Raw genomic sequence first — 23,675 nt, forward strand, 5'->3', positions numbered from 1 at the left:
GATTGGTGAGGGTTGATAATCAGTGGGAAGGAACAAAACCCCCACTGATTAAAGTTTCACTTTATATAGAGAAGGGAATTAAAAATATGTATTTACAATTAGGAGCGATTGAACAGGTAACTGTTTTACGTGAAACGGAAATCGGATATATGGTTGGGAATGAAGAAGAAGAAATTTTCCTACATAAAAACGAATTAGTTGGAGAAATTGAAGAAGGCGATACGATTGATGTATTCTTATACCTTGATCATCAAAATCGTGTTTCAGCAACAATGAAGGAGCCACTTATTACAACTTTTGATTGGAACTGGGTAAAGGTTGTAGAAGTTATTCCTAGTTTAGGCGTGTTTGTTAATATTGGTGTATCAAAAGATATACTAATCCCAGCTGATGAGTTCCCAATTTATATGCCAGTATGGCCTGAAGTTGGAGACGAATTATATTGTACGTTAAAATTAACGAATCGTGATCGACTTATTGCTCTTCCGGCAAGAGACAGTGATATGCAAGAGATTATCGTAGATGCGACGCCATCTATGCGTAATAAAAACGTAAATGGACGTGTGTATCGTTCACTTCAAGTTGGTTCATTCATACTAACTGATGAGCATTTCCGTGCTTTCTTACACCATACGGAAAGAAAAGAACAAGTACGCATTGGTGAACGTGTAACGGGTCGTATTATTGATGTAAAAGATGACGGTACAATTAACATTTCACTTCTTCCTCGTAAAGAAGAAGGAATGGAAGATGATGCTGCTGTAATTTATGCATATATGGAAGAACGAGGCGGAGCAATGCCGTTTTGGGATAAGAGCCACCCAGAAGACATTAAAGAACGCTTCAATATGAGTAAAGCTGCGTTTAAGCGTGCGCTTGGTAAGTTGATGAAAGAAGAAAAAGTTTATCAAGAAGAAGGTTGGACGTACTTTAAGAAGTAAAATGAGACTACAAAGAACTATCTTTTCTCTAGGTTTATTAGGGAAGTGATAGTTCTTTTTTGTTTACCACAAGAGAATCATTGGAAGAGGGATATTTTAAAAAATATAGAAAGGATAGATAGTTACATCTATATGAAAGAGAGTGTGAATTTAAATTTAATTGAAAAGAAAAGAGGTATGTAAATGAAGTATTATAGTGCTGGATACCTCATAATTTCCTACGAAAGGGAGCTTATCTATAAAGAATGTAATATCGAGGGGCTATCACAAACAATTTTAACGATATGTAATGGGGTTCGCCCTACATTTCCAGATTATTGGTTTTTTCCTTGGTGTAATTCAAATAAAAATGATCCTATTGCTCAGATAATAAATAGAAGGTTAGAGATTAGTAAAGAAGGGCATGAAAGTGCTCAAACTTTTTTAGATACACTAACGGAAGAAGAAAGGTTTGTCTGGCCGAATGTTTTTAAAAATTTAGAGGATGCGAGATTCTTTAAGAAAAATTATTTAAAGGGGATAGAAAACTTAGAAGTTATCGGCTTAAATCTTTCAGAAGAGTATCGGATGGACTTTTTAATGAATGAGCGGGAAGAAAATGACTGTAAAGTTTCCATATATGGTTTTCTCAAAAGTTCATTACCTACTGATGTTAAGAATGATGGGATATTAGGATTTGATATATGCGGTTATGAGTCTAATGGATTTTACTCATTTATTTTCAATAATTTACAAGCGGACTTTAAAGTGTTTGGCAAGAAATTAAATGACTTATCACTCGTTGATAATTATGAAGATGCAAAACAAATTATCCATTTAATTGATAATAGAGAAATTGAAGCAGAAGAAATCTTATGGTATCCGTGGTTAATTGTGAGGTGCATATAATGTGTTAGAGAAAAGGAGGTATGATAATGCCAGATAATGTACTAGAACAATTAATAAAACGACTTTCCGTATTATCCCCTGAAAAAGAACGTGAAATAGTAGCGGTCGATTTAAATGATATATATGAGAGTAGTAAAAGTTTTGAAAAATTACTTGAAAATATTATAAACTCTCATCAATCTAAAGAAGACTTAATAGATACGCTAATTGAAGTAGAGATAGAATTAGATCATATCAATTGGCATTATAAAAGCTTGAAGAAAAAGTTAAAAATATTGATGAAAGATTAAAAAGCACGATCTTATTTTTCCAATAAGATCGTGCTTTTTTAATTTCCTTGCTCATGCACAAAAGTAAATGTATCTTCCAAGTCACTATCAGTTATTTTAATATTTGCCTTTTTTAATTCCTTTTGTATCAATTTTTGACCGAATGTAGGGTCAGCAATACGTTCTTCTTCTAAGTTTTTGCGAATAGAGTCTTTCACTTCATCATAGGGTTCTAACTCTTTTTTATCAGTTAATTTAATAATATGATAACCGTTTGGTGATTTAACGGGATTGCTAATTTGTCCGACCTTTAGTTTATAGGCAGCTGTTTCAAATTCAGGTGTCATTCTGCCTGAATGGAAATATCCAAGGTCTCCGCCTTTTTCTTTTGATAGTAGATCTTGTGATTCTTGCTTTGCTAATTCTTCAAATGAAGCACCAGCATCTAATTTTTTCTTTATTTCTTTCGCTTCGTTTTCATCGCTTACTAAAATATGGCTCGCTTTAATTTCTGGTTTATAGTGGTCTTTCACGTCTTTTTCTGTAACACTTTTCTTAATTGCTTCATTCATAGCGAGTTTGAATTTAATTTGATTTTTAAAATCAGCTTCATCTTTTAAACCGTTGTTTTTCAATACGTTTTTAAATTGGTCTCCGTATTGATTTTTCGCTTTTTGTACTTCTTTATCTACATCATCGTCAGATACTTTATATTTTTTTGTGATAACGTCTTGTGCCATCATTTCGTATAGCATGTCTTTTCCGTAACGATCTTTCAACTGTTTTTCGAAGTCGCTCTTCTTAATGGTTGAGTCTGTTGCTGTAGCGACTGTAGCTGAGCTGTTTTTTTGTCCACAAGCAGCTAGCATTAATATACTTATTAGTGCAGTAATAATGAAAATGTGTTTCCCTCTCATGCTAACACCTCATCCGAATATGTTATCGCTATTGTAGAATATAGAAGTGAACATGAAGTGAATTTTTAATGTTTTTTCCTGAGAAATGTAAAAAAAGTACATCAACAATATTGTTGATGTACGATGGGATCAAAGGTGATCGGTCTTTTTAGAATAGGCACGCTTACCTTGCTGAATATTTTTTTGTTCTTGTTCATTTTTTTGTGTACGCTTTGCATTATTATCGCGTGCTTTTTTGTCGTTATCACTCGTATGTGGCATATGTATCAACTCCATTTCTAAACGTTGTACGTTTATCATTTCCTTTTTCGTAAAGACTATGTATAGCAGTGCATTCATGAATAATAAGGGTGGATTAGAAATGGATTTGAAGTTGAATTATGCTGAACTTATAAAGAAGTTAATCGTTGTAATCATCGCAGGTTTGTTGAATGCGATTGGAATGAATTTATTTTTGACGCCAGCGAAAGTGTACGCGAGTGGCTTTGCTGGATTGTCTCAATTGTTATCACAAATATTAGGTGACTTTTTATCTATTCATATATCAACGGGGGTATTGTTTAGCTTATTTAATATTCCCGTCGTTATTTTAGCGTGGAAAAAGGTTGGAAAGGCTTTTACTTTCTTCAGTTTTCTTTGCGTTATATTTATGACTTTGTTTCTAGAAATTATCCCAGTTAGAGCAGTTTCGAACGACATCATATTAAATGCGATTTTTGGCGGGATTATTTCGGCAATAGGTGTGGGGATTGCGTTGAAGTGGGGGGCTTCTACAGGTGGTTTAGATATTATCGCCATGATTTTATCAAAGATTAAAGATAAGCCTGTCGGTACGTATTTTTTCTTCTTTAATGCACTGATTATTATCGCTGCTGGCTATGTGTATGGATGGGAAAAAGCATTGTATACTTTGGTAACTTTGTATGTGTCAACGCGAATCATCGATGCAATTCATACGCGTCATGTGAAAATTACTGCATTAATCGTTACGAAGAATGGGGCGGATGTACGAAAGGCGATTCATTCGCGCTTAGTGAGGGGGATTACAACTATACCAGCAATAGGTGCGTATACGAATGAAAATAAGGAAATGTTAATGATTGTTATTACGCGTTACGAGTTATATGAATTAGAGAGGGTTATTAAACAAGTGGACCCGGGTGCATTTACAAACGTACTGCAAACGGTTGGGGTGTTTGGATTGTTTCGAAAAGATTAAAGAGGACCAAAGTTGGTCCTCTTTTTTAATGTAAATTCGTAATGTTTTGCAACTGCTCCTGCATTTCACGTAGCTGAACTTTTTCAGCTGTTGAAGAGTTTGCATAAGCAGAGTGCAAAGCGTTTTTTGCTCTATAAACGAGATCTTGTTGTTCGGTGCCACTTGAACAAGATACGGCATTTGCAACAGCATCTCTAGCTTGTTGGAATAGTAAGTTCCCCATTTAGACCCCTCCAAAAGAAGAGTTACTTCTCGCTTTTTCTGCCTCAGCTAATGTACCACGGTATGGGAATCTTGCATCATGCTTCATTACAGCATCGGCTCCTTGTTGGATAAAACGTTTTGATTTGTTCTTTTTACCCATTCGAAAAACCCCCTTTATTTAGCTGAAAACAATCGACGCGCTGACTTTTGCGTCTAATAATAGTATGAGCGTTTGGCGAGAAACTATAAGCAGGGAATTTTTAGATTACAATCCAAGAACCTCTTCTAAATATAGTGCAATACCATCTTCTTCATTCGTTAATGTCGTATGGTTTGCGAGTGATTTTAATTCAGGAATTGCATTACCCATTGCGATGCCGTGACCAGCAAATTCAATCATTTCAAAGTCGTTATCTTCATCACCGAAAGCGATAATTCGCTCTTGTGGAATGTTGTAATGACTAGAAATTTTTTGTAATCCGACAGCTTTATTTAACCCGCTTTTTACAATTTCAATAATCGGCCAAGGTGCGCCCCATTTTCTATGGTCGATCACTTCAGCATGCATATCAGTTAAATGTTGACGAATTGCACTAGAATGCTCGTCATGTGCGTCAATTAATAAGCAAGTTGGATGGTCGTTTAAAATATTTAATAAGTCTCCTGTAAAAATCTTTGGAGAGCCGAATTCGAAAATATGTTTTTTATCTTCATCAATTTCACGAACATACACATCGTCCATTACTTCAGCGTATATATTTCTTACGCCAAAATCAAAGCAAGCTCGGACAATTTCTTGGGCTGTTGCTAGCTCAAGAGGAGAGTGATGTGTGCCCCACTTTGAATCAAGAGGATGATGTACGTAAGCGCCATTAAAGTTTACGATTGGTGTATTAAGGCCAAGTTCTTTATAGTAATCATAGCTAGCTCGGAATGGACGTCCTGTTGAAATAACGACAATATGTCCTTGTTCCTTTGCCTTTGCAATTGTATGTTTTGTTCGAGTGGAAATTATTTTGTTGTCTGTTAATAAAGTACCGTCTAAGTCTAATGCGATTAAATGCTGTTTGTTCATAATTTCACCTCTTATAATAATTTTTTTGTTTTTATCTGTATTTCCGTTTTAATATGCAGAAATAAGAGGTTAAACTGGATGAGAACACCAAAGATGGAAAGTTCACTATATATCCATCTTACGTCGCAAAGTGCTACGGTGTCTACTATTTCTCGCTGGAAATTAAGAAAAGTCAACATCTTTTTAGAAAGTTCAAACAATGTTTCTTTCATTATGTACAAATTGTGAAAAGGGTTACATTGCTCGTATGAAGAAGCTTATAATGAACATGTAATCTTCTCGTATATGTTTGACTCTCCTTTGAAGCTGGCCTATAGTAGGTTGGTTTCTTTTTTTTCTACAAACAGGAAAGAAATCCCTTCCTAAGTTTGTGTCATTCATGTATATGTACAAGAACGAAATGTAGTACTTGTTTCCTAAACATGACAGAAAAGCTTTCGTTTAAAATGGATATACTAATGAGGCAAAGACGTCATGGAAGGAGAATGGAAATGGGACAAAATCGCAGGTTTCGTTCTGGGCAAAAAGCGCCGAATGATGGCATTTATGTAGAAATTGGTGAAACAGGAAGTATGGTGAAAGACCCGCAAATGGTGAAATTAACTGCGGGTGAAAAGTTTCCAGATAACACGAATCATAACCGTCAGTGGACATATAAAAGAAAACCGTAACAGAAGCCGCAATCATTATTGCGGCTTTTTTGTCGTTGCATATTATAATTCATTTACCACTTCTATAATGAATGTTCCTGTTTTCTTTTTCCGATAATAAGTTTGAAAATACATAAGCAAAATTATTGTATAAAAAAGTAGGTTGGCGTATAATCAAATCAAAGGTCAAAGAAAGTCAAACATTTGGAGGACTGTAAAGATGGACTTAAATCAAATGACAACAAAAACACAAGAGGCGATTATGAGTGCCCAGTCTTTAGCGGTATCTCATCATCATCAAGAAGTAGATACTGTTCATCTCTTGTTTACATTATTAGAAGAGCAAGATGGGCTAGCAGTACGTATTTTTCAAAAAATGAATGTCGATATAGAAGCGTTAAAGCAAGGTGCCGAAAGTTTAATTAAGAAAAAGCCTTCTGTAACGGGGAGCGGTGCAGAAACAGGCAAATTATATATAACAGGTGCTCTGCAACAACTACTTGTAAGAGCAGGAAAAGAAGCAGAGAAATTGCAAGATGACTACATTTCGGTTGAACATGTATTGCTTGCTTTTTCTGAAGAAAAAGGCGATATAAATCAATTACTTACAAGGTTTCATATTACGAAAGATAACTTATTACAGTCTTTAATGACAGTTCGGGGGAATCAAAGAGTGACTAGTCAAAATCCAGAAGCAACTTATGAAGCGTTAGAGAAATACGGCCGTGATTTAGTGGCGGAAGTAAGAGCGGGGAAAATTGACCCTGTTATCGGCCGTGATAGTGAAATTCGCCGTGTAATTCGCATTCTTTCACGTAAAACGAAAAACAACCCTGTTTTAATTGGTGAACCAGGTGTTGGTAAAACAGCAATCGTTGAAGGGTTAGCACAGCGTATTGTGAAAAAGGATGTACCAGAAGGCTTAAAAGATAGAACCATCTTTGCATTAGATATGAGTGCACTTGTAGCTGGAGCGAAATTCCGTGGTGAGTTTGAAGAACGCCTGCAAGCTGTATTAAATGAAATTAAAAAGAGCGAAGGCCGCATTTTATTATTCATTGATGAACTTCACACAATCGTCGGTGCTGGTAAAACAGAAGGTGCGATGGACGCAGGAAATATGTTAAAACCGATGCTTGCGCGTGGTGAACTGCATTGCATTGGGGCGACAACGTTAGACGAATATCGTAAATATATTGAGAAAGATCCGGCGCTAGAAAGACGTTTCCAACAAGTATTAGCAGAGGAACCAACTGTTGAAGATACAATTTCTATTTTACGCGGCTTAAAAGAGCGTTTTGAAATTTATCACGGTGTAAATATTCATGACCGCGCGATTGTAGCAGCATCTGTTTTATCAGATCGATATATTTCAGATCGTTTCTTACCAGATAAAGCAATTGATCTTGTTGACGAAGCGTGTGCAACGATTCGAACAGAGATTGATTCTATGCCAACAGAATTAGATGAAGTAACGCGCCGCATTATGCAGCTGGAAATTGAAGAAGCAGCTCTTGGAAAAGAGAAGGACTTTGGTAGCCAAGAACGTCTAAAAACGTTGCAACGTGAATTATCGGATTTAAAAGAAGTTGCAAGTGGTATGAGAGCGAAATGGGAGAAAGAAAAAGAAGATATTCACAAAGTTCGTGACTTACGTGAACATTTAGAGCGTCTGCGCCGCGAATTAGAAGAGGCAGAAGGTAATTACGATTTAAATAAAGCAGCGGAACTTCGCCATGGGAAAATTCCTGCGATTGAAAAAGAGTTAAAAGAAGCGGAAGAAATGGGCGCGCATAATAAACAAGAAAATCGTTTATTACGTGAGGAAGTCAGTGAAGAAGAGATTGCTGATATTGTTTCACGCTGGACTGGTATTCCTGTCGCAAAACTTGTTGAAGGGGAGCGTGAGAAATTACTACGCTTAGAGCAAATTTTATCAGAGCGTGTCATCGGACAAGAGGAAGCGGTAAGCTTAGTATCAGACGCAGTTCTTCGTGCACGCGCTGGTATTAAAGACCCGAACCGTCCAATTGGTTCCTTCATTTTCTTAGGACCGACAGGTGTTGGTAAAACAGAACTTGCAAAAACGTTAGCGCAGTCTTTATTCGATAGTGAAGAGCAAATGATTCGTATCGACATGTCTGAGTATATGGAGAAACACGCTGTGTCACGCTTAATTGGTGCGCCTCCTGGATATGTTGGATATGAAGAGGGCGGTCAATTAACAGAAGCAGTAAGACGTAAACCGTATTCAGTTATTTTGTTAGACGAAATCGAAAAAGCACATCCAGAAGTATTTAACATTTTATTACAAATGTTAGATGATGGACGCATTACAGATTCGCAAGGACGTACAGTAGACTTTAAAAACACGGTTATTATTATGACTTCAAATATTGGATCTGCTCATTTGTTAGATGGATTAGAAGCAGATGGCTCAATTAAAGAGGAATCAAGGGAACTTGTAATGGGACAATTAAGAGGACATTTCCGACCAGAGTTTTTAAACCGTGTCGATGAAATTATTTTATTCAAACCTCTTACAACGAATGAAATTAAAGGTATTGTTGATAAAATTGTAAAAGAATTACAAGGTCGTTTAGCTGACCGTCATATTACAGTAGAATTAACAAACGCAGCGAAAGAATTTGTTGTAGAAGCTGGCTTTGATCCGATGTACGGAGCTCGTCCATTAAAACGATATGTACAGCGTCAAGTTGAGACGAAATTAGCGAGAGAATTAATTGCAGGAACGATTACTGACAATAGTCATGTAGTGGTTGATGTAGAAAATAACGAATTAGTCGTTCATGTAAAGTAAAATAAAAAAGAGTTCGGATAAAATCCGGACTCTTTTTTTAGTGTTGTTCTACTGGCTCGTTTGGAATTGCAGCTGAAATTGCTAGTACTAATACCGCAAGAACAACTGAGAAAATAGACGCTTGGTTAAAATCGTATGTACCGCCAGTCATAGAGCCAATTACGTAGCTCATCATATGTACAAGCGCGAACGACCAAATTAATGCCCAAATGAAACGCATATTTTACACCTCTATTCGTTCAATCTGTCCTTATTGTAACACAATTGAAAAAAGAATATAGAAAAATATTTGTAGATTTTTCAACGCAAATTTGCATTCCGTTCATACATTATAGAAGAGTACTTTTATACGTTTAGAAAATAAGGCGGGGGAAAAATGAGTATTACGGAACGTTTTTTTTACTTAGAAAAAGAACCATGTGTCATTTATTTACCGGAGAAGCCAAATGGATTTTCTGTAATGCTTCTTGGTGATTACAACTACTTTATTGAGAATGGTACAAGTTTATGGACACAGCATGCAGGAAGATCTTATTTTTTACATGGCCTTATTGAGGAAGGCTACACGGTCTTTTCTTCTAATTTATACGGAAGGCATTGGGGAAACGACCAATCTGTTCGTTTAGCAAAACGCTTATATGATGTTGTTTTGAGAAAAGAGACATTAAATGCGAAAATGCACATTATGGCAGATGGTATGGGGGCACTTGTAGCACTTGAAATGATGAACAAATACCCTGAATGTATACGCTCTGTCATTATGTTAAATCCGTGTTTAGATTTACCAGAATATGTGGAGTTTGAGAAAGAGCATAAGTTTTTTTACAAAAGATTAGTGAAGGAATTAAGTTTGGCGTATGATTCCAAAGAAGAAGAATTGGAGTCCAAAATAAATAAGAAAACATTTACGCTTCTTCCATCTTGTGTACCTGTTAAAGTTTTCGTATCAACACAAGAAAAAAGAGGGAGAAAACAGTTGTTACGTAAATATGAGAAAATGAGGCAATTCAATCAATGCGATACTTCTGTCCTATTCCATCTGCAAGATGTGAAATATAAAATGGTTAGGCAAACGACTGATTTCTTTAAAAAATATGAAGAAGAATTGTGAAGCTCCCATATACATAAATGAGGAGCTATTTGTTTCAAGGAGAAAGGGTTGGTGGTATGGAGCGCGTGCTAATTATAGGTGCACTTACGTTTGTAGGTTATCACCTTGTGAATAAAATGATTGCAGAGGAAGTAGAAGTGTACGGTCTTGATTTTGATGAATTCGAGAATATGACAAAAATTAATGAAGAGAAGTTATTGTTAATTGGGCGAAATGCGTTATTTACGTATTATTCGATAAGAGATGAAGATGGATGGAGATCAGTAGAAGAAGAGAAGTTCGATACGGTTTACTTTTGCTTGTATGAGCCAAATCAACAAAATGGCTTTCGGAATGAAAGAGTTATATTACAGTATTTAAAGCGGATTATAAGGCTGTGTGCAGAACAGAAATTGAAGTTAAATCTAATTTCCTCTATTGAAATAGGGAACGCAGATGAATCTGAAAATAAACGTCTATTTTCGAAAGTGGAAGAAGGATTGAAAAAAGGAGAGGCACAATATAGTGTATTTCGAGTTCCTACATTATATGGACCATGGCAACCATCTTTTATGATATATCATCAGCTCATTTTATCAGAACTGGATGAGAAAGAGTGCCATTATGTGAGCGAAGAAGACGGAAGTGATCTACTGTACGTGGAAGATGTATGTGAATACTTATGGGAAAATGGATTGAACGAGGAGCATTTTGGCATATACAATTTACTTAGTGGTAAAAAATCATTATGGAAAAAAGGTATGAACCTTTTACGTGCAGAGGATAAAGTGAATAAAGAGAATGAGGGAGAAAGAGATGAAACTGTAGAGGTTATTTCGATAAAAAGAAATACCCCGTTAGAATACGGTTTAAATAAACAATTGGCACATATGAAAAAATATAAAGAGTTATACGAAGGGTAACGAGCGTGTTACACTATGTATGTGAAAGTTTTAATGGAGAGGAAGAACGTAATATGAATGAGAAAAGCATGCAATTTTTACAAATCGCAATGAAGCATTTACCAGAAGCAAAGGCCATCTTAGATTCGAATGGAATTGCGCTTGATATGGAGAAAGCACAACCAGTATTAGAGTTATTGATGAAAGTTATGAACGAAGCATATGAGCTTGGGAAAGCAGAAAAAGAATAAAAAGCTAAAGCATCTTTTTAGATGGAAGAAAGGCTCGAACCGTGGATAGAAGCGGTCAGGGCCTTTTTTTATTCTCGACTGGGGCAAAACCAGAGATATGAAGAGGATAAAGGAAAAGTAGTGAGGAGAACTCCTTAGTTTAGAAGGAAAGCAGATCAAGAATAAAAAGCATCTTTTTAGGTGGAAGAGAGGCCCGAAACGCAAATAGAAGCGGTTCGGGCTTTTTTATATTTCGAAAGAAACAGGGAAAGGTATGTTTCTGTTTCTTTTAATAAACAATAAAGTGAATAATGCCTAGCTTTATGTTTTAGCTGAAATATATTCTAGACAAAAATACATTTATGTTTTAAAATTAGTACCAAGTCATAATAATTGATATAAAACGGAGGGCTGCGATGTGAACGTGGGCATTTTAGGGATCGGAAGATATGTGCCAGAAAAAGTAGTCACAAATCACGATTTAGAGAAAATAATGGATACATCCGATGAATGGATACGTACGAGAACGGGAATTGCAGAAAGACGCATTGCCGATGATACAATAGATACTTCATATATGGCCGTAGAGGCTGCTAAAAAAGCACTTGAAGATGCAGGGGTTAGCGGAGAGGAAATCGATCTTATTTTAGTGGCAACAGTAACACCAGATCGTGCATTTCCAGCGGTAGCTTGTGTCATTCAAGAAGCGATTGGAGCGAAACATGCAGCTGCAATGGATGTAGGTGCAGCATGTGCTGGTTTTATGTACGGAATGATTACAGCGCAGCAATTTATTCAAACGGGAACTTATAAAAATGTATTAGTAGTTGGTAGTGATAAACTATCTAAAATTGTAGACTGGAATGATCGCAATACAGCAGTACTATTTGGAGACGGAGCCGGTGCTATTGTAATGGGAGCTGTTTCAGAAGGAAGAGGCGTTCTATCTTTCGAATTAGGAGCAGACGGAAGTGGCGGTAAGCATCTTTATCAAGACGAGTATGTTATGATGAATGGCAGAGAAGTCTTTAAATTTGCTGTTCGTCAACTTGGTGAATCTTGTCTTCGCGTGCTGGATAAAGCTGGTCTTACGAAAGAGGATGTGGATTTCTTAGTACCGCATCAAGCGAATATTCGTATTATGGAATCTGCAAGAGAGAGATTAAATTTACCACAAGAAAAAATGAGTATGACAATTGAAAAGTTTGGTAATACATCAGCTTCTTCAATTCCAATTGCAATGGTAGAGGAATTGCAAAATGGACGTATTCAAGATGGTGATTTAATTATACTTGTTGGTTTCGGCGGCGGATTAACATGGGGAGCAGTTGCTCTTCGTTGGGGTAAATAAGGACTGAGAGAAAAAAAGGAGTGTATTTTGTATGGAAAAAAAGAGGGTCGTAATTACAGGACTAGGAGCTGTTACACCGATCGGAACAGATGTTGAAACAGCGTGGGAAAACATTAAAAAGGGTGTATCTGGAATCGGACGACTTACAAGAATTGATCCGGAACTATTTCCAGCAAAAGTAGCAGCAGAAATTAACGACTTTGAAGTCGAGAAATATATTGATAAAAAAGAAGCGCGCCGTATGGATCGCTTTACACAATATGCAGTAGCAGCAGCGAAAATGGCGGTTGCAGATGCAAAGCTTGAAATTACAGAAGAAAACGGACCTCGAATTGGTGTATGGATTGGTTCTGGTATTGGCGGTATGGAAACATACGAAGAACAATTTAAGATTTTTACTGAGAAAGGTCCGCGCCGCGTGAGTCCATTCTTCGTACCGATGATGATTCCAGATATGGCAGCAGGTCAAGTATCGATCGCAACAGGTGCAAAAGGAATTAACACTTGTTCAGTAACAGCTTGTGCATCTGGTGCAAACTCAATTGGTGATGCGTTTAAAGCAATTCAGCGCGGTGATGCTGATGCAATGATAACAGGCGGAGCAGAAGCGCCGTTGACAAGTATGGCATTTGCCGGATTTAGTTCAGCGAAAGCATTAACATTTAATGAAGATCCAGCAACAGCTTGCCGTCCATTTGATAAAAACCGTAGCGGTTTCGTAATGGGTGAAGGTTCAGGTATTTTAATTCTTGAAGAATTAGAGCACGCATTAGCTCGTGGTGCTCACATTTATGCGGAAATCGCTGGTTACGGTGCAACTGGTGATGCATTCCATATTACAATGCCGGCTCCTGGCGGTGAAGGTGGCGTGCGTGCAATGCGTCAAGCTTTAGCGGACGCAGGTCTACAGCCAGAAGATATTGATTACATTAATGCGCACGGTACAAGTACGGATGCGAATGAAAAGTATGAAACGATGGCAATTAAAGAAACGTTCGGTGAGCACGCGTATAAAGTAGCGATTAGCTCAACGAAATCAATGACAGGTCACTTATTAGGAGCAGCTGGTGCTGTTGAAGCGATCTTCTCAATTAAATCAATTACAGACGGAGTAATTCCTCCAACAATTAACTATGAAACACCAGATCCAGAATGTGACTTAGATTACGTACCGAATAAAGCGAGACAACAAGAAGTAAATGCAGTATTAAGTAACTCACTAGGATTCGGTGGTCATAACGCAGTATTAGTATTTAAATCGTATAAATAATAGATAAAATAAGGAGTTTTTTCGCACTATATTGCGAAAAAACTCCTTATTTATTTTTACGCCTTTTTCTCTTTTTGCATATACATAAGAAAAAGGAGGGATAAAGATGGGGATTGTTGAAACTGCTGAGTGGTTACACCTATATTATGGACGGCCAGAAAAGCTGTGTGAGAAGTTTACGAAGTATGTCCCGCTGCCAAAAGAAAGGTTGTATCGCTTTTTAATTTCTAAAGGTATGTATCGCCCGGTTATGCGAGGAGAACAAGAAATTAAAGAGTTAGAGAAGAAGGGAATTTGGAAAGAGTTACGTATGGAGTATGAGAAACTGAAAAATTGGTTAAAAGGTCCGGATGTCCCTGTCTTTATTTTATTATCAGATTCCTATAATCGAACTGTACAAGAAGAGTATAACGGTAGAGCTGGATTATCTATGCGTCACGTTATTTTCTTATTCGTATGTGGACGGAATTCGGTGGAAGAATTAAAAGTGTTATTGGCACATGAATATCATCACATATGCAGGTTACATCAAATTGAGACGAAAGAAACAGAATATACATTACTTGATACGATGATTATGGAAGGGCTAGCTGAGCAAGCGGTAACGGAAAGATATTCAGAAAAAAACAATGCACCGTGGACGACGTATCTTTCAAAAGAAGAGGCTATTTATTATTGGAAAAACGTTGTGCATGAAAGAATAAGTATAAAACGAGGAACAAGGGAGCATGACATCTTATTAAATGGATTTCACTCTTATCCGAAGATGCTTGGCTACGCAATTGGATTTCATATTGTCAAAGATTGTGTAGCTTCCGCATCTATAGATACACTTTCTTTATTATCTATAGATGCGAAAGAAATATTGAATAAAGCAAATACATTTCATATATAAAAAACAGGAGCTCTATTTCCTGTTTTTTTAGTATTAATAGAAGAAAAAATAATAATTAGAATATATTTCCTTAGGTGGAATAAAGTTTAGCAAAATTGAACATAATGATTGATACAAACAGTAGTGAAGTGAGGGGTAGTGAATGTTATATCTACATGATGTATGGGTAAATTGGTTTGAAGGTGAAGAGAATGGGTATAACGTTTGTCATTTTTACGAATGGCGAAAAGATGATACGATTGAGCTATTAGATCAAGTGCCATTATTAAAAGTAGATTCCACATTATATCATTACATCGAGGACGAATTGTTAGAGCTTCCGCAAAAATTGTTGGAAGACGTACATCATAAGGCTTATATTCGTAAAAATCATGAACGTTTGCAGCAAGAGTATTGCTTTGTAGTTACAGATGGAAAAGGAATTATTGCGATCGACACAATTGGTTACAATGTACCAATTCGAAAGAGCAGACTTATACCGCGCCAAGAGCAGATGGTATATGAGATGGTAGAAAGCGTACAAGCAGAAAAGTATGAGTTCCAAGTAGAAGAAATGGAAAAAGAACATCATATTTTATCACCATCACCTTTCATTATGAATGGCTTAACTCGTAAAGAAAGACAGCTTAAACAATTACTATTTATGGCGTTAGATCAATTACATACAACGAAAAACACAGCAGAAATTCGCTATTGGTTCACAGAGTGGGATCCATCAGCATACGGAATGGTTCAACATATGGAATTTGAAGATATTTGGGCTAAACTGTACGATGAAGCGAAAACAGGCTGGTCTGAAAAGCACGAACAATTATGCGAGCGCCTCGTAAAAGGACAGCCATTTTTTGAAAAGTTATGGGAAATGGAAAACGAGCAAAAGGTAAATTAAAAAAACCGCCGATTGGCGGTTTTTTTAATTTGTTATAGCTTAGCTTCGGCGGCAAGAATGTTCGGTGGCTTCGCGCCTTCCTGCGAGGCAAAAGCGCCTCTACGTCAGGAGCTCCATCCCCCTCACATTCTAAGCGAGCCGCTTCCGCTTTATATGTTACCTACGTTTTCTACTTAGTCCCATTGCGTTTTCTACTTTGCGTAGTTGTTTGAATGCAACGCGGTTGGCTTTTTCGGCACCTTTGTCTAGAATTTCGTCTAGTTCTGGTGAGTTGATTAGTTCGTTATATTTGTCTTGGATTGGACGAATTGCTTCTACGACTACTTGTGCTAGGTCGCCTTTGAAGTCTCCGTATCCTTTTCCTTCATACATTGCTTCGATTTCTTCAACTGTTTTTCCAGAGAATGAAGAGTAGATTGTTAATAAGTTAGAGATGCCAGGTTTGTTTTCTTTATCAAATTTCACAATACCTTCAGAATCAGTTACAGCACTTTTAATTTTCTTTTCAATTGTTTTTGGTTCATCAAGCATGCTGATCATTGATTTTGGATTCGAATCAGATTTACTCATTTTTTTCGTAGGTTCTGTTAATGACATAACGCGAGCTCCTACTTTTGGAATGCGAATTTCAGGAACAGTGAATACTTCACGGAAGCGTTTGTTGAAACGCTCTGCTAGGTCGCGTGTTAATTCCATATGTTGTTTTTGATCATCACCAACAGGTACGATTTCAGTGTTGTAAAGTAAAATATCAGCAGCCATTAATGGTGGATACGTTAGTAATCCAGCTGGAACTGAATCTCTACCCGATGCTTTATCTTTATATTGCGTCATACGTTCTAATTCTCCAACGTAAGCAACTGATTGCATAATCCATCCTAGTTGAGCGTGTGCTGGTACTTCTGATTGTACAAATAAAGTAGCTTTTTCAGGGTCGATGCCACATGCTACATAAAGTGCAGCAAGACTGCGGATGTTTTTACGAAGTTGTACGGGATCTTGAGGTACTGTAATCGCATGTTGGTTTACAATACAGAAATAACAGTCGTGTTCATTTTGAAGCTCTGTAAATTGCTTCATAGCTCCTAAATAGTTTCCAAGTGTAATCGTTCCACTCGGCTGAATACCAGAAAAGATAACTGACATAAGTAATTCCTCCTAAATTTGAATGCGTGATGGGGAAGAGAAGGCAAACAAAAAAGCCCATTCATCCCAAAAAACTATAGGGACGAATGGACCGCGGTACCACCCTAATTATTTCACTACTGTGAAATCTCTCTAATCCATAATAACGTTTGGATATAACGCCAAAGCCTACTACTTTCGGTTCGGTTTGGTGCTCAAAAGCCCATTCCATACTGTACAATTACTTGTTCACACCAGCCACAAGCTCTCTGAAATTGCCTCAATATGTACTCTTCTTTATCATCGCATACATATAAATTTATTTATTGTTACCTGAGCTCTTTTAATATGAAAGAACTAAAGTTTTATAACAAAATGTTTTGCTGATTATTATATCATATGGGATAGTGTTTGCAAACTACATCAAAATAGTAAAGCTAATGAGGGTCGAGAACAACCCAAGAACGATACCGGTAATACAAATTGGATACGTCCATTTGAATGAATATGTTTTATAAATACGTTCTTTCTTATCGACAGGTTCCTCTACTTCTTCAATTAAAGACTCAATTTTTTTGTTCGTACCAAATACTCTTTGGAAGGCGTAAATTGTTACATTGAAAAATCCATTTTGAAATATGAATAAAAAACCGCCAACAAGAATAAAAAATAGTGCGACATAAAACGATATATTGACAAAATTCAACAAAAATTGCGATGAAACGAGGAATGCGCCAATACTAGAAGCGATTATCGCTATGAAAATTAGTATACAAGTATGAAAAAAAACTTTATTCAAAATATTCCCCTCCGTCAAAATATTACTAGAATTATTATACTATAAAAGCTATAATATGTACTAGAATTAATTTTTTGAAAATTATACGCAATTAAAGGTCTGATTTCAAGATGATAGTAGCAATGTTAACGTATCCCTTTACAAAAAAATAAAAAAATAAACATTTTATTAAAAATTTTAACAAAAAAACAAAAAACTATATTCACAATTGTTATATTATATGTATAATGAAAATTGTAGAAACTTGGAGATTATTCTTTCAATTCTACTTTTTTACAAGTGAGGGTACAGGAAGTGCAATTAGGGGAGGTAACACAACATGAAGAAAAAGATACCGTTATTACTTGCATCGACGCTGACTGTCAGTATGTTAGGAGCTTGTAGTTACCAAAAAGAGGATAATAAAGCAGGCGCAAAAGAAAAATCCTCAAACAAGCAAGTGTTAAATTTAACTGAGACAGCTGAAATTCCAACTATGGATACGACATTATCAACAGATGCAACATCTTCTAACATCATGAATAACACAATGGAAGGATTGTATCGTCTGGGGAAAGACGATAAACTTGTTCCAGGTGTCGCTAAATCTTATGAGAAATCAGAGGATGGCAAAAAGTATGTGTTTAAGTTACGTGAAGATGCGAAATGGTCTAATGGTGAACCTGTAACAGCGAAGGACTTCGTTTATTCTTGGAGAAGAGCTGTAGATTCAAATACGGGTGCCAAGTTTGCTTACATACTATTTGATGTTAAAAATGCGGAGAAAGTTAACAAAAAAGAATTGCCAGTTGAAGAACTTGGTGTGAAGGCAATTGATGATCATACACTTGAAGTGGAATTAGATAACCCTGTTCCTTATTTTGTAAGTTTAACAGTCTATCCAACGTTGTATCCTTTGAATGAGAAGTTTGTAACAGAACAAGGCGCAAAATTTGGATTAGAATCCAATACGACACTTTATAATGGTCCATTCGTATTAAATGAATGGAAGCATGAACAAAGTTTCCAACTGAAGAAGAATCCAACGTATTGGGAAAATAAAGAAGTAAAACTTGAGGAAATAAACTTCAATATTGTTAAGGATCGTTCAACTGCTATAAATTTATATGAAACGAAAGCAATTGATCGTGTAGTCTTAACATCAGAGTTTGTAGATAAATACAAATCAGATGCTGACTTTAAAACGATTAAGAGACCATCTACACAATTTATTCGCTTAAATGAAAAGAATAAATTTTTAGCAAATAAAAATATCCGAAAAGCAATTGCAATGTCCTTTGAACGTGAAAACATCGGGAAAGTGATCTTAAACGATGGTTCAGAAGGAATATATGGTTTTGTTCCGAAAGGCTTAGCAAAAGGTCCGAATGGAAAAGACTTCCGTGAAGAAAACGGAAAGCTTATAAAAGAGGATATTAAAGAAGCGCAAAAATACTGGGAAGCTGGTAAAAAAGAACTTGGTGTAGACAAAGTAGAGTTAGAGCTATTAAACTTTGATACTGATGATGCGAAAAAAATCGGAGAGTATTTAAAAGGCCAATTTGAAAAGAACTTACCAGGTTTAACAGTTTCAACAAAAATGCAGCCATTTGCACAGAAATTAAAACTTGAAGCAAGTGGAGATTATGCGATGTCGTATGCGGGATGGAGCCCAGACTATATGGACCCAATGTCATTCCTTGAAATGTATACGACAGGTAATGCGCAAAACAAAGTAAATTATGCAAATGCAGCATATGATGATTTAATTAAAAAAGCGAAAACAGAAGTTGATGTACAAGCTCGTTGGGATGCGCTATTAAAGGCAGAAAAACAATTGCTTGAAGATGCAGCGATTGCTCCAGTATATCAACCTGGAAAAGCATATTTACAACGCGGTTCAATTACTGGCCTATTAGAACATAAATATGGCGGGGAATTTAGCTACAAGTGGGTTGAACTCAAAAACTAAAAATGGTTTCCATCATGAATAAGGGTATATGCCTATGATGGGCATATGCTCTTATTTTAAAAAAATAAAAGTAAGAATATTTTAAACTATCTTATTGCTTTTGAGAAAAACGGGGAGGTGCTTGACTATGGGACGTTATGTATTAAAACGTTTCGTGTACATGGCTTTGACATTATTTTTAATTACTACACTGACTTTCTTTTTGATGAAATTACTTCCGGGTTCTCCGCTTAAAAACCAGGAGAAGCTATCACCGGCACAAAAAGAAATCATTCTTGAAAAATATGGTTTAAATGATCCAGTACCAGTTCAATATGCACGTTACTTAGGTAACTTAGCAAAAGGTGATTTAGGGGTATCATTCCAATATGATAACCGTCCAGTAACAGATATGATTGTGGATCGCATTGGACCATCAGCACAACTTGGTTTACAAGCGATTATATTAGGTACATTTATCGGTTTAATTTTAGGAATCGTTGCGGCGCTTCGTAACAATACGTGGGTCGATTATGGGGCGACAATTATTTCCGTACTCGGGATGTCGGTACCATCGTTCGTATTCGCCGCATTACTACAATATTTCGTAGGGGTAAAACTTGGATGGTTCCCAGTAGCATTCTGGAAAGGACCAGAGTTTACAGTCATGCCTACAATCGCTTTATCGATGGCAGTTATCGCAACAATCGCACGTTTTGCTCGTGCAGAGTTAATTGAAGTTATGCAAGCTGACTACATTTTAACAGCGAAAGCGAAAGGAATTAGCCAAGGCGTTATCATTATCAAGCACGCACTTCGTAACGCGTTAATTCCAGTTGTAACAATTTTAGGACCAATGGTTGCAGGGTTAATTACAGGTACATTAGTTATTGAGCAAATTTATGCTGTACCAGGACTAGGGGAACAGTTCGTTAAATCTATTACAGTAAATGACTATACAGTTATTATGGGAACTACAATTTTCTATAGTGCGATCTTCATCTTAGTTATTTTCATTGTCGATATTTTATACGGAATTATTGATCCTCGAATTCGTTTAGCGGGAGGGAAAAAATGATGAAAGATGTACAAAAATTATCTCCAGACTTATTTCAACAAGCCAATCAAAATAATGTGGATAATGAAGTCATTGCCCGTCCAAGCTTAACGTTTTGGCAAGATGTAAGAAGACGTTTGTTCCAACATAAAGGAGCAATGTTCGGATTCATTTTATTAGCGCTTATTATATTACTAGCAATTTTAGGACCGATGGTAAGTAAGCACTCGTATAAAGAGCAAGATTTAGGTCGTGCGAAATTACCACCGAAAATTCCTGTTATTGAAAATGTTCATTGGCTACCATTTGACGGTACAGATCAATATGGTGTTGACCAATATGAAAAACGTGATATTAAAGAGTATTTCTGGTTCGGTACAGATGATCTTGGACGCGATTTATGGACAAGAACATGGGAAGGTACGCGCGTATCATTATATATCGCTCTTTTAGCAGCAGCAATTGACTTAGTAATTGGGGTTGCATATGGAGGTATTTCAGCGTTCTATGGCGGTAGAGTAGATAATATTATGCAACGTATTATGGAGATTATTAATGGTATTCCATACTTAATCATCGTTATTTTAATGGTAATCATTATGGGATCTGGTATATGGTCAATTACACTCGCAATGGCAATTACAGGTTGGATAGGGATGTCGCGTATCGTTCGTGGACAAATCCTGAAATTAAAAAATCAAGAATACGTATTAGCATCTCGTACATTAGGTGCAACAAATACACAATTAATTGTAAAACATTTAATTCCGAACGTAATGGGACCAATTATCGTAATGACAATGTTTACAATTCCAACAGCAGTGTTTGGTGAGGCGTTCTTAAGCTTCATCGGTTTAGGTATTCAGCCACCATTCGCATCACTTGGTTCTCTTGTAAACGATGGTTATAAATCAATTCAAACGTATCCACATATGATGTTCATCCCAGCGGTTGTCATCAGTATGTTAATCTTAGCATTCAACTTAATGGCAGACGGATTACGCGACGCGTTAGATCCAAAAATGCGTAAGTAAAAGAGGGGAGAAGTAAAAATGAAAACATTGCTAGAGGTAAAAGATTTGCAAGTCTCCTTTGATACACATGCAGGTGAAGTACAAGCTGTACGCGGCGTTACTTTTGATTTGAAAAAAGGAGAAACATTAGCGATTGTAGGAGAATCTGGTTCTGGTAAATCAGTTACTTCTAAAGCGTTAATGGGATTAATTCCGAATCCTCCAGGACGTATTAAAAACGGTGAAATCGTATTTGAAGGTCGTGACTTAACGAAATTAACAGAAAAAGAAATGCAACAAGTGCGCGGTAAAGATATCGCGATGATTTTCCAAGATCCAATGACATCATTAAACCCAACGATGACAATTGGAAATCAAATTATGGAAGGCCTTATTAAACACCAAGGGATGAGTAAAGCAGATGCACGTAAAGTTGCGTTAGAATTAATCGACCTTGTAGGTATTCCAAATCCAGAAGCGCGCTTAAAACAATATCCTCACCAATTCTCAGGTGGTATGAGACAGCGTGTAGTTATTGCGATGGCGTTAGCTTGTAACCCAAAATTATTAATTGCCGATGAGCCGACAACAGCGCTAGACGTTACAATTCAGGCGCAAATTTTAGAGCTTATGAAAGACATTCAGCAAAAAACAGAAGCGGCAATTATTTTCATTACGCATGACTTAGGTGTAGTGGCAAACGTTGCGGACCGCGTAGCAGTTATGTACGCAGGTAAAGTTGTTGAAATTGGAACAGTAGATGAAATTTTCTACAATCCAAAACATCCGTACACTTGGGGCTTAATCGCATCTATGCCAAGTTTAGATGGTTCAGAAGAAGAGTTATATGCAATTCCTGGAACGCCTCCAGATTTATTAAAACCGCCAAAGGGTGATGCTTTTGCACCACGTAACCCGCAGGCATTGAAAATTGATTTTGAAATGGACCCACCTTTATTTAAAGTAAGTGATACACACTATGCGGCAACTTGGTTACTTCATGAGCAAGCTCCAGAAGTAAAACCGCCGGCAGTCGTTGAAAAACGCATTCTTCAAATGAAAGCAGGTGAACAACATGACTAAACAACGTGAGAAATTAATTGAAGTAAAAAATGTAAAACAGCACTTCGACGTGAGTGGTGGTGTTGTCAAAGCGGTTAATGATATTTCATTTGATATTTACCGCGGAGAAACATTTGGTCTTGTAGGAGAATCAGGTTGTGGTAAATCGACAACTGGAAGAACGATTATTCGTTTATATGATGCAACTGCTGGTGAAGTATTGTTCGATGGTGAAAATGTACATGGTAAAAAATCACGCGCACAACTGAAGAAATTCAACCGTAAAATGCAAATGATTTTCCAGGATCCATATGCATCATTAAATCCTCGTATGACAGTAGGGGATATTATTGCAGAAGGTATTGATATTCACGGACTAGCAAAAGGAAAAAAAGAGCGTATGGACCGTGTTCATGAATTATTAAACACAGTTGGTTTAAATAAAGAGCACGCAAACCGTTTCCCTCATGAATTCTCAGGTGGACAACGTCAACGTATCGGTATCGCTCGCGCACTTGCTGTAGAACCTGAATTTATCATTGCAGATGAGCCAATCTCAGCACTTGATGTTTCAATCCAGGCGCAAGTTGTAAACTTACTGAAAAAGTTACAAAAAGAAAAAGGTTTAACATACTTATTCATTGCCCATGATTTATCAATGGTAAAATACATTAGTGATCGCATCGGCGTAATGTACCGTGGTCAAATCGTTGAGCTAACAACAAGTGAAGAGTTATATGCGAATCCAATTCATCCATATACGAAATCACTATTATCAGCAATTCCGCTTCCAGATCCAGATTATGAACGCAATCGTAAACGTATCGTATACGATCCATCTCAACATGATTATGGTAGTGAAGCACCAACAATGCGTGAAATTCGCCCAGGACATTTCGTATTATGTTCTGAAGCAGAGTATAAGAAATATAAAGAGATTTATCAATAATAAAAAAAGCCAATCTTCTGAAGTGACCCCTAAAAGTTAGACACGGTTATTTCATTAGGCTACTTGATCCAAACGAGTCCGGTATTGCACCGGGCTCATTTTTAATTTTGCCTTTATCCGTTTTTTATT

Annotated in this window: 26 protein-coding genes and 1 other annotated feature; of the genes, 18 read left to right on the forward strand and 8 right to left on the reverse strand. The window is 36.7% G+C overall.

Annotated features, from left to right (window positions below):
- The first annotated feature begins 86 nt into the window (after positions 1 to 86).
- The 3 genes from ACTFOB_RS24780 to ACTFOB_RS24790 all read left to right on the forward strand — a co-directional run bounded on the left by ACTFOB_RS24780 (position 87) and on the right by ACTFOB_RS24790 (position 2,119).
- Complete coding sequence (locus tag ACTFOB_RS24780) at positions 87 to 941, forward strand: CvfB family protein (RefSeq protein WP_440029654.1); 855 nt, start codon at positions 87 to 89, stop codon at positions 939 to 941.
- Between the two features lie 183 nt (positions 942 to 1,124).
- A complete protein-coding gene (locus ACTFOB_RS24785) occupies positions 1,125 to 1,829 on the forward strand; it encodes a hypothetical protein (RefSeq protein ID WP_440029656.1) in 705 nt (234 codons plus the stop codon).
- A gap of 26 nt (positions 1,830 to 1,855) precedes the next feature.
- Positions 1,856 to 2,119 (forward strand): hypothetical protein, encoded by a 264-nt coding sequence (locus ACTFOB_RS24790; protein WP_440029658.1) that lies wholly within the window; start codon positions 1,856 to 1,858, stop codon positions 2,117 to 2,119.
- A gap of 38 nt (positions 2,120 to 2,157) precedes the next feature.
- Here the strand turns inward: ACTFOB_RS24790 and prsA are convergent, their stop codons facing one another.
- Together prsA and ACTFOB_RS24800 are read right to left on the reverse strand one after the other, a co-directional pair.
- Positions 2,158 to 3,015, reverse strand: a complete 858-nt coding sequence (gene prsA / locus ACTFOB_RS24795) for a peptidylprolyl isomerase PrsA (protein WP_440029660.1) — start codon at positions 3,013 to 3,015, stop codon at positions 2,158 to 2,160.
- A gap of 129 nt (positions 3,016 to 3,144) precedes the next feature.
- Positions 3,145 to 3,276, reverse strand: a complete 132-nt coding sequence (locus ACTFOB_RS24800; protein WP_001120851.1) for a DUF3941 domain-containing protein — start codon at positions 3,274 to 3,276, stop codon at positions 3,145 to 3,147.
- 100 nt (positions 3,277 to 3,376) lie between these two features.
- On the opposite strand from ACTFOB_RS24800, the gene ACTFOB_RS24805 reads away from it, so the two are divergent.
- Positions 3,377 to 4,234 carry a YitT family protein gene (locus tag ACTFOB_RS24805; RefSeq protein WP_440029662.1) on the forward strand — a complete coding sequence of 286 codons (858 nt, stop codon included), beginning with the start codon at positions 3,377 to 3,379 and terminating at the stop codon, positions 4,232 to 4,234.
- Positions 4,235 to 4,259: 25 nt separating this feature from the next.
- Here ACTFOB_RS24805 and ACTFOB_RS24810 read toward each other — a convergent pair whose 3' ends face one another.
- The 3 genes from ACTFOB_RS24810 to ACTFOB_RS24820 all read right to left on the reverse strand — a co-directional run bounded on the left by ACTFOB_RS24810 (position 4,260) and on the right by ACTFOB_RS24820 (position 5,513).
- Positions 4,260 to 4,457: a DUF3813 domain-containing protein gene (locus tag ACTFOB_RS24810; RefSeq protein WP_000527398.1), complete on the reverse strand. Its 198-nt coding sequence runs from the start codon at positions 4,455 to 4,457 to the stop codon at positions 4,260 to 4,262.
- Positions 4,458 to 4,598, reverse strand: coding sequence for a hypothetical protein (locus ACTFOB_RS24815; RefSeq protein WP_000516816.1), 141 nt, complete (start codon positions 4,596 to 4,598; stop codon positions 4,458 to 4,460).
- 105 nt (positions 4,599 to 4,703) lie between these two features.
- Complete coding sequence (locus ACTFOB_RS24820; protein ID WP_151631323.1) at positions 4,704 to 5,513, reverse strand: Cof-type HAD-IIB family hydrolase; 810 nt, start codon at positions 5,511 to 5,513, stop codon at positions 4,704 to 4,706.
- Positions 5,514 to 6,004: 491 nt separating this feature from the next.
- Between ACTFOB_RS24820 and ACTFOB_RS24825 the strand changes: the two genes are divergently transcribed.
- Together ACTFOB_RS24825 and clpB are read left to right on the forward strand one after the other, a co-directional pair.
- Positions 6,005 to 6,184, forward strand: coding sequence for a YjzC family protein (locus tag ACTFOB_RS24825; protein ID WP_000531421.1), 180 nt, complete (start codon positions 6,005 to 6,007; stop codon positions 6,182 to 6,184).
- A 199-nt stretch (positions 6,185 to 6,383) separates the two neighbouring features.
- Positions 6,384 to 8,984 (forward strand): ATP-dependent chaperone ClpB, encoded by a 2,601-nt coding sequence (gene clpB, locus ACTFOB_RS24830; protein WP_440029665.1) that lies wholly within the window; start codon positions 6,384 to 6,386, stop codon positions 8,982 to 8,984.
- A gap of 37 nt (positions 8,985 to 9,021) precedes the next feature.
- Here the strand turns inward: clpB and ACTFOB_RS24835 are convergent, their stop codons facing one another.
- Entirely contained in the window at positions 9,022 to 9,204 is a 183-nt protein-coding gene (locus ACTFOB_RS24835; RefSeq protein ID WP_001211112.1) for a YjzD family protein, read from the reverse strand.
- Between the two features lie 156 nt (positions 9,205 to 9,360).
- On the opposite strand from ACTFOB_RS24835, the gene ACTFOB_RS24840 reads away from it, so the two are divergent.
- The 7 genes from ACTFOB_RS24840 to ACTFOB_RS24870 all read left to right on the forward strand — a co-directional run bounded on the left by ACTFOB_RS24840 (position 9,361) and on the right by ACTFOB_RS24870 (position 15,611).
- Positions 9,361 to 10,095 carry a hydrolase gene (locus ACTFOB_RS24840; RefSeq protein WP_061678725.1) on the forward strand — a complete coding sequence of 245 codons (735 nt, stop codon included), beginning with the start codon at positions 9,361 to 9,363 and terminating at the stop codon, positions 10,093 to 10,095.
- 29 nt (positions 10,096 to 10,124) lie between these two features.
- Positions 10,125 to 10,997, forward strand: a complete 873-nt coding sequence (locus ACTFOB_RS24845) for an NAD-dependent epimerase/dehydratase family protein (protein ID WP_440029667.1) — start codon at positions 10,125 to 10,127, stop codon at positions 10,995 to 10,997.
- Between the two features lie 53 nt (positions 10,998 to 11,050).
- Positions 11,051 to 11,227 carry a ComZ family protein gene (locus ACTFOB_RS24850; RefSeq protein WP_048559636.1) on the forward strand — a complete coding sequence of 59 codons (177 nt, stop codon included), beginning with the start codon at positions 11,051 to 11,053 and terminating at the stop codon, positions 11,225 to 11,227.
- Positions 11,228 to 11,624: 397 nt separating this feature from the next.
- A complete protein-coding gene (gene fabH / locus ACTFOB_RS24855) occupies positions 11,625 to 12,557 on the forward strand; it encodes a beta-ketoacyl-ACP synthase III (protein WP_001100534.1) in 933 nt (310 codons plus the stop codon).
- 31 nt (positions 12,558 to 12,588) lie between these two features.
- Complete coding sequence (fabF, locus tag ACTFOB_RS24860; protein ID WP_000412643.1) at positions 12,589 to 13,827, forward strand: beta-ketoacyl-ACP synthase II; 1,239 nt, start codon at positions 12,589 to 12,591, stop codon at positions 13,825 to 13,827.
- A 106-nt stretch (positions 13,828 to 13,933) separates the two neighbouring features.
- A complete protein-coding gene (locus ACTFOB_RS24865; RefSeq protein ID WP_440029671.1) occupies positions 13,934 to 14,722 on the forward strand; it encodes a DUF2268 domain-containing protein in 789 nt (262 codons plus the stop codon).
- Between the two features lie 142 nt (positions 14,723 to 14,864).
- On the forward strand, positions 14,865 to 15,611 hold the full coding sequence (locus ACTFOB_RS24870; RefSeq protein ID WP_440029673.1) for a YjbA family protein: 747 nt from the start codon (positions 14,865 to 14,867) through the stop codon (positions 15,609 to 15,611).
- A gap of 156 nt (positions 15,612 to 15,767) precedes the next feature.
- Here the strand turns inward: ACTFOB_RS24870 and trpS are convergent, their stop codons facing one another.
- Positions 15,768 to 16,757 carry a tryptophan--tRNA ligase gene (trpS, locus tag ACTFOB_RS24875; RefSeq protein ID WP_440029675.1) on the reverse strand — a complete coding sequence of 330 codons (990 nt, stop codon included), beginning with the start codon at positions 16,755 to 16,757 and terminating at the stop codon, positions 15,768 to 15,770.
- A 75-nt stretch (positions 16,758 to 16,832) separates the two neighbouring features.
- Positions 16,833 to 17,049 (reverse strand) — a binding site (T-box leader).
- A 105-nt stretch (positions 17,050 to 17,154) separates the two neighbouring features.
- Positions 17,155 to 17,535: a DUF3899 domain-containing protein gene (locus ACTFOB_RS24880; RefSeq protein ID WP_001044993.1), complete on the reverse strand. Its 381-nt coding sequence runs from the start codon at positions 17,533 to 17,535 to the stop codon at positions 17,155 to 17,157.
- Positions 17,536 to 17,854: 319 nt separating this feature from the next.
- Between ACTFOB_RS24880 and ACTFOB_RS24885 the strand changes: the two genes are divergently transcribed.
- From ACTFOB_RS24885 to ACTFOB_RS24905, 5 genes are all read left to right on the forward strand, one after another.
- On the forward strand, positions 17,855 to 19,486 hold the full coding sequence (locus ACTFOB_RS24885; protein WP_440029678.1) for a peptide ABC transporter substrate-binding protein: 1,632 nt from the start codon (positions 17,855 to 17,857) through the stop codon (positions 19,484 to 19,486).
- 127 nt (positions 19,487 to 19,613) lie between these two features.
- Positions 19,614 to 20,543 carry an oligopeptide ABC transporter permease gene (gene opp3b, locus ACTFOB_RS24890; RefSeq protein ID WP_000534165.1) on the forward strand — a complete coding sequence of 310 codons (930 nt, stop codon included), beginning with the start codon at positions 19,614 to 19,616 and terminating at the stop codon, positions 20,541 to 20,543.
- Positions 20,540 to 21,556 (forward strand): oligopeptide ABC transporter permease, encoded by a 1,017-nt coding sequence (gene opp3C, locus ACTFOB_RS24895; RefSeq protein WP_048559566.1) that lies wholly within the window; start codon positions 20,540 to 20,542, stop codon positions 21,554 to 21,556. Before opp3b ends, opp3C begins: the two co-directional genes overlap by 4 nt.
- An 18-nt stretch (positions 21,557 to 21,574) precedes the next feature.
- Positions 21,575 to 22,618 (forward strand): ABC transporter ATP-binding protein, encoded by a 1,044-nt coding sequence (locus tag ACTFOB_RS24900; RefSeq protein ID WP_000854346.1) that lies wholly within the window; start codon positions 21,575 to 21,577, stop codon positions 22,616 to 22,618.
- Complete coding sequence (locus ACTFOB_RS24905; protein ID WP_144613526.1) at positions 22,611 to 23,546, forward strand: ABC transporter ATP-binding protein; 936 nt, start codon at positions 22,611 to 22,613, stop codon at positions 23,544 to 23,546. The genes ACTFOB_RS24900 and ACTFOB_RS24905 overlap by 8 nt, the downstream gene beginning before the upstream one ends.
- Positions 23,547 to 23,675: the final 129 nt, after the last annotated feature.

The organism is Bacillus cereus group sp. MYBK79-1 (genome assembly GCF_051915365.1).
Classification (GTDB): domain Bacteria; phylum Bacillota; class Bacilli; order Bacillales; family Bacillaceae_G; genus Bacillus_A.

Coding starts and splice junctions, on each gene's coding strand:
- ACTFOB_RS24780 (WP_440029654.1), top strand. CDS start 87: ATGTATTTACAATTAGGAGCGATTGAACAGGTAACTGTTTTACGTGAA.
- ACTFOB_RS24785 (WP_440029656.1), top strand. CDS start 1,125: ATGAAGTATTATAGTGCTGGATACCTCATAATTTCCTACGAAAGGGAG.
- ACTFOB_RS24790 (WP_440029658.1), top strand. CDS start 1,856: ATGCCAGATAATGTACTAGAACAATTAATAAAACGACTTTCCGTATTA.
- prsA (WP_440029660.1), bottom strand. CDS start 3,015: ATGAGAGGGAAACACATTTTCATTATTACTGCACTAATAAGTATATTA.
- ACTFOB_RS24800 (WP_001120851.1), bottom strand. CDS start 3,276: ATGCCACATACGAGTGATAACGACAAAAAAGCACGCGATAATAATGCA.
- ACTFOB_RS24805 (WP_440029662.1), top strand. CDS start 3,377: ATGGATTTGAAGTTGAATTATGCTGAACTTATAAAGAAGTTAATCGTT.
- ACTFOB_RS24810 (WP_000527398.1), bottom strand. CDS start 4,457: ATGGGGAACTTACTATTCCAACAAGCTAGAGATGCTGTTGCAAATGCC.
- ACTFOB_RS24815 (WP_000516816.1), bottom strand. CDS start 4,598: ATGGGTAAAAAGAACAAATCAAAACGTTTTATCCAACAAGGAGCCGAT.
- ACTFOB_RS24820 (WP_151631323.1), bottom strand. CDS start 5,513: ATGAACAAACAGCATTTAATCGCATTAGACTTAGACGGTACTTTATTA.
- ACTFOB_RS24825 (WP_000531421.1), top strand. CDS start 6,005: ATGGGACAAAATCGCAGGTTTCGTTCTGGGCAAAAAGCGCCGAATGAT.
- clpB (WP_440029665.1), top strand. CDS start 6,384: ATGGACTTAAATCAAATGACAACAAAAACACAAGAGGCGATTATGAGT.
- ACTFOB_RS24835 (WP_001211112.1), bottom strand. CDS start 9,204: ATGCGTTTCATTTGGGCATTAATTTGGTCGTTCGCGCTTGTACATATG.
- ACTFOB_RS24840 (WP_061678725.1), top strand. CDS start 9,361: ATGAGTATTACGGAACGTTTTTTTTACTTAGAAAAAGAACCATGTGTC.
- ACTFOB_RS24850 (WP_048559636.1), top strand. CDS start 11,051: ATGAATGAGAAAAGCATGCAATTTTTACAAATCGCAATGAAGCATTTA.
- fabF (WP_000412643.1), top strand. CDS start 12,589: ATGGAAAAAAAGAGGGTCGTAATTACAGGACTAGGAGCTGTTACACCG.
- ACTFOB_RS24865 (WP_440029671.1), top strand. CDS start 13,934: ATGGGGATTGTTGAAACTGCTGAGTGGTTACACCTATATTATGGACGG.
- ACTFOB_RS24870 (WP_440029673.1), top strand. CDS start 14,865: ATGTTATATCTACATGATGTATGGGTAAATTGGTTTGAAGGTGAAGAG.
- trpS (WP_440029675.1), bottom strand. CDS start 16,757: ATGTCAGTTATCTTTTCTGGTATTCAGCCGAGTGGAACGATTACACTT.
- ACTFOB_RS24885 (WP_440029678.1), top strand. CDS start 17,855: ATGAAGAAAAAGATACCGTTATTACTTGCATCGACGCTGACTGTCAGT.
- opp3b (WP_000534165.1), top strand. CDS start 19,614: ATGGGACGTTATGTATTAAAACGTTTCGTGTACATGGCTTTGACATTA.
- opp3C (WP_048559566.1), top strand. CDS start 20,540: ATGATGAAAGATGTACAAAAATTATCTCCAGACTTATTTCAACAAGCC.
- ACTFOB_RS24900 (WP_000854346.1), top strand. CDS start 21,575: ATGAAAACATTGCTAGAGGTAAAAGATTTGCAAGTCTCCTTTGATACA.
- ACTFOB_RS24905 (WP_144613526.1), top strand. CDS start 22,611: ATGACTAAACAACGTGAGAAATTAATTGAAGTAAAAAATGTAAAACAG.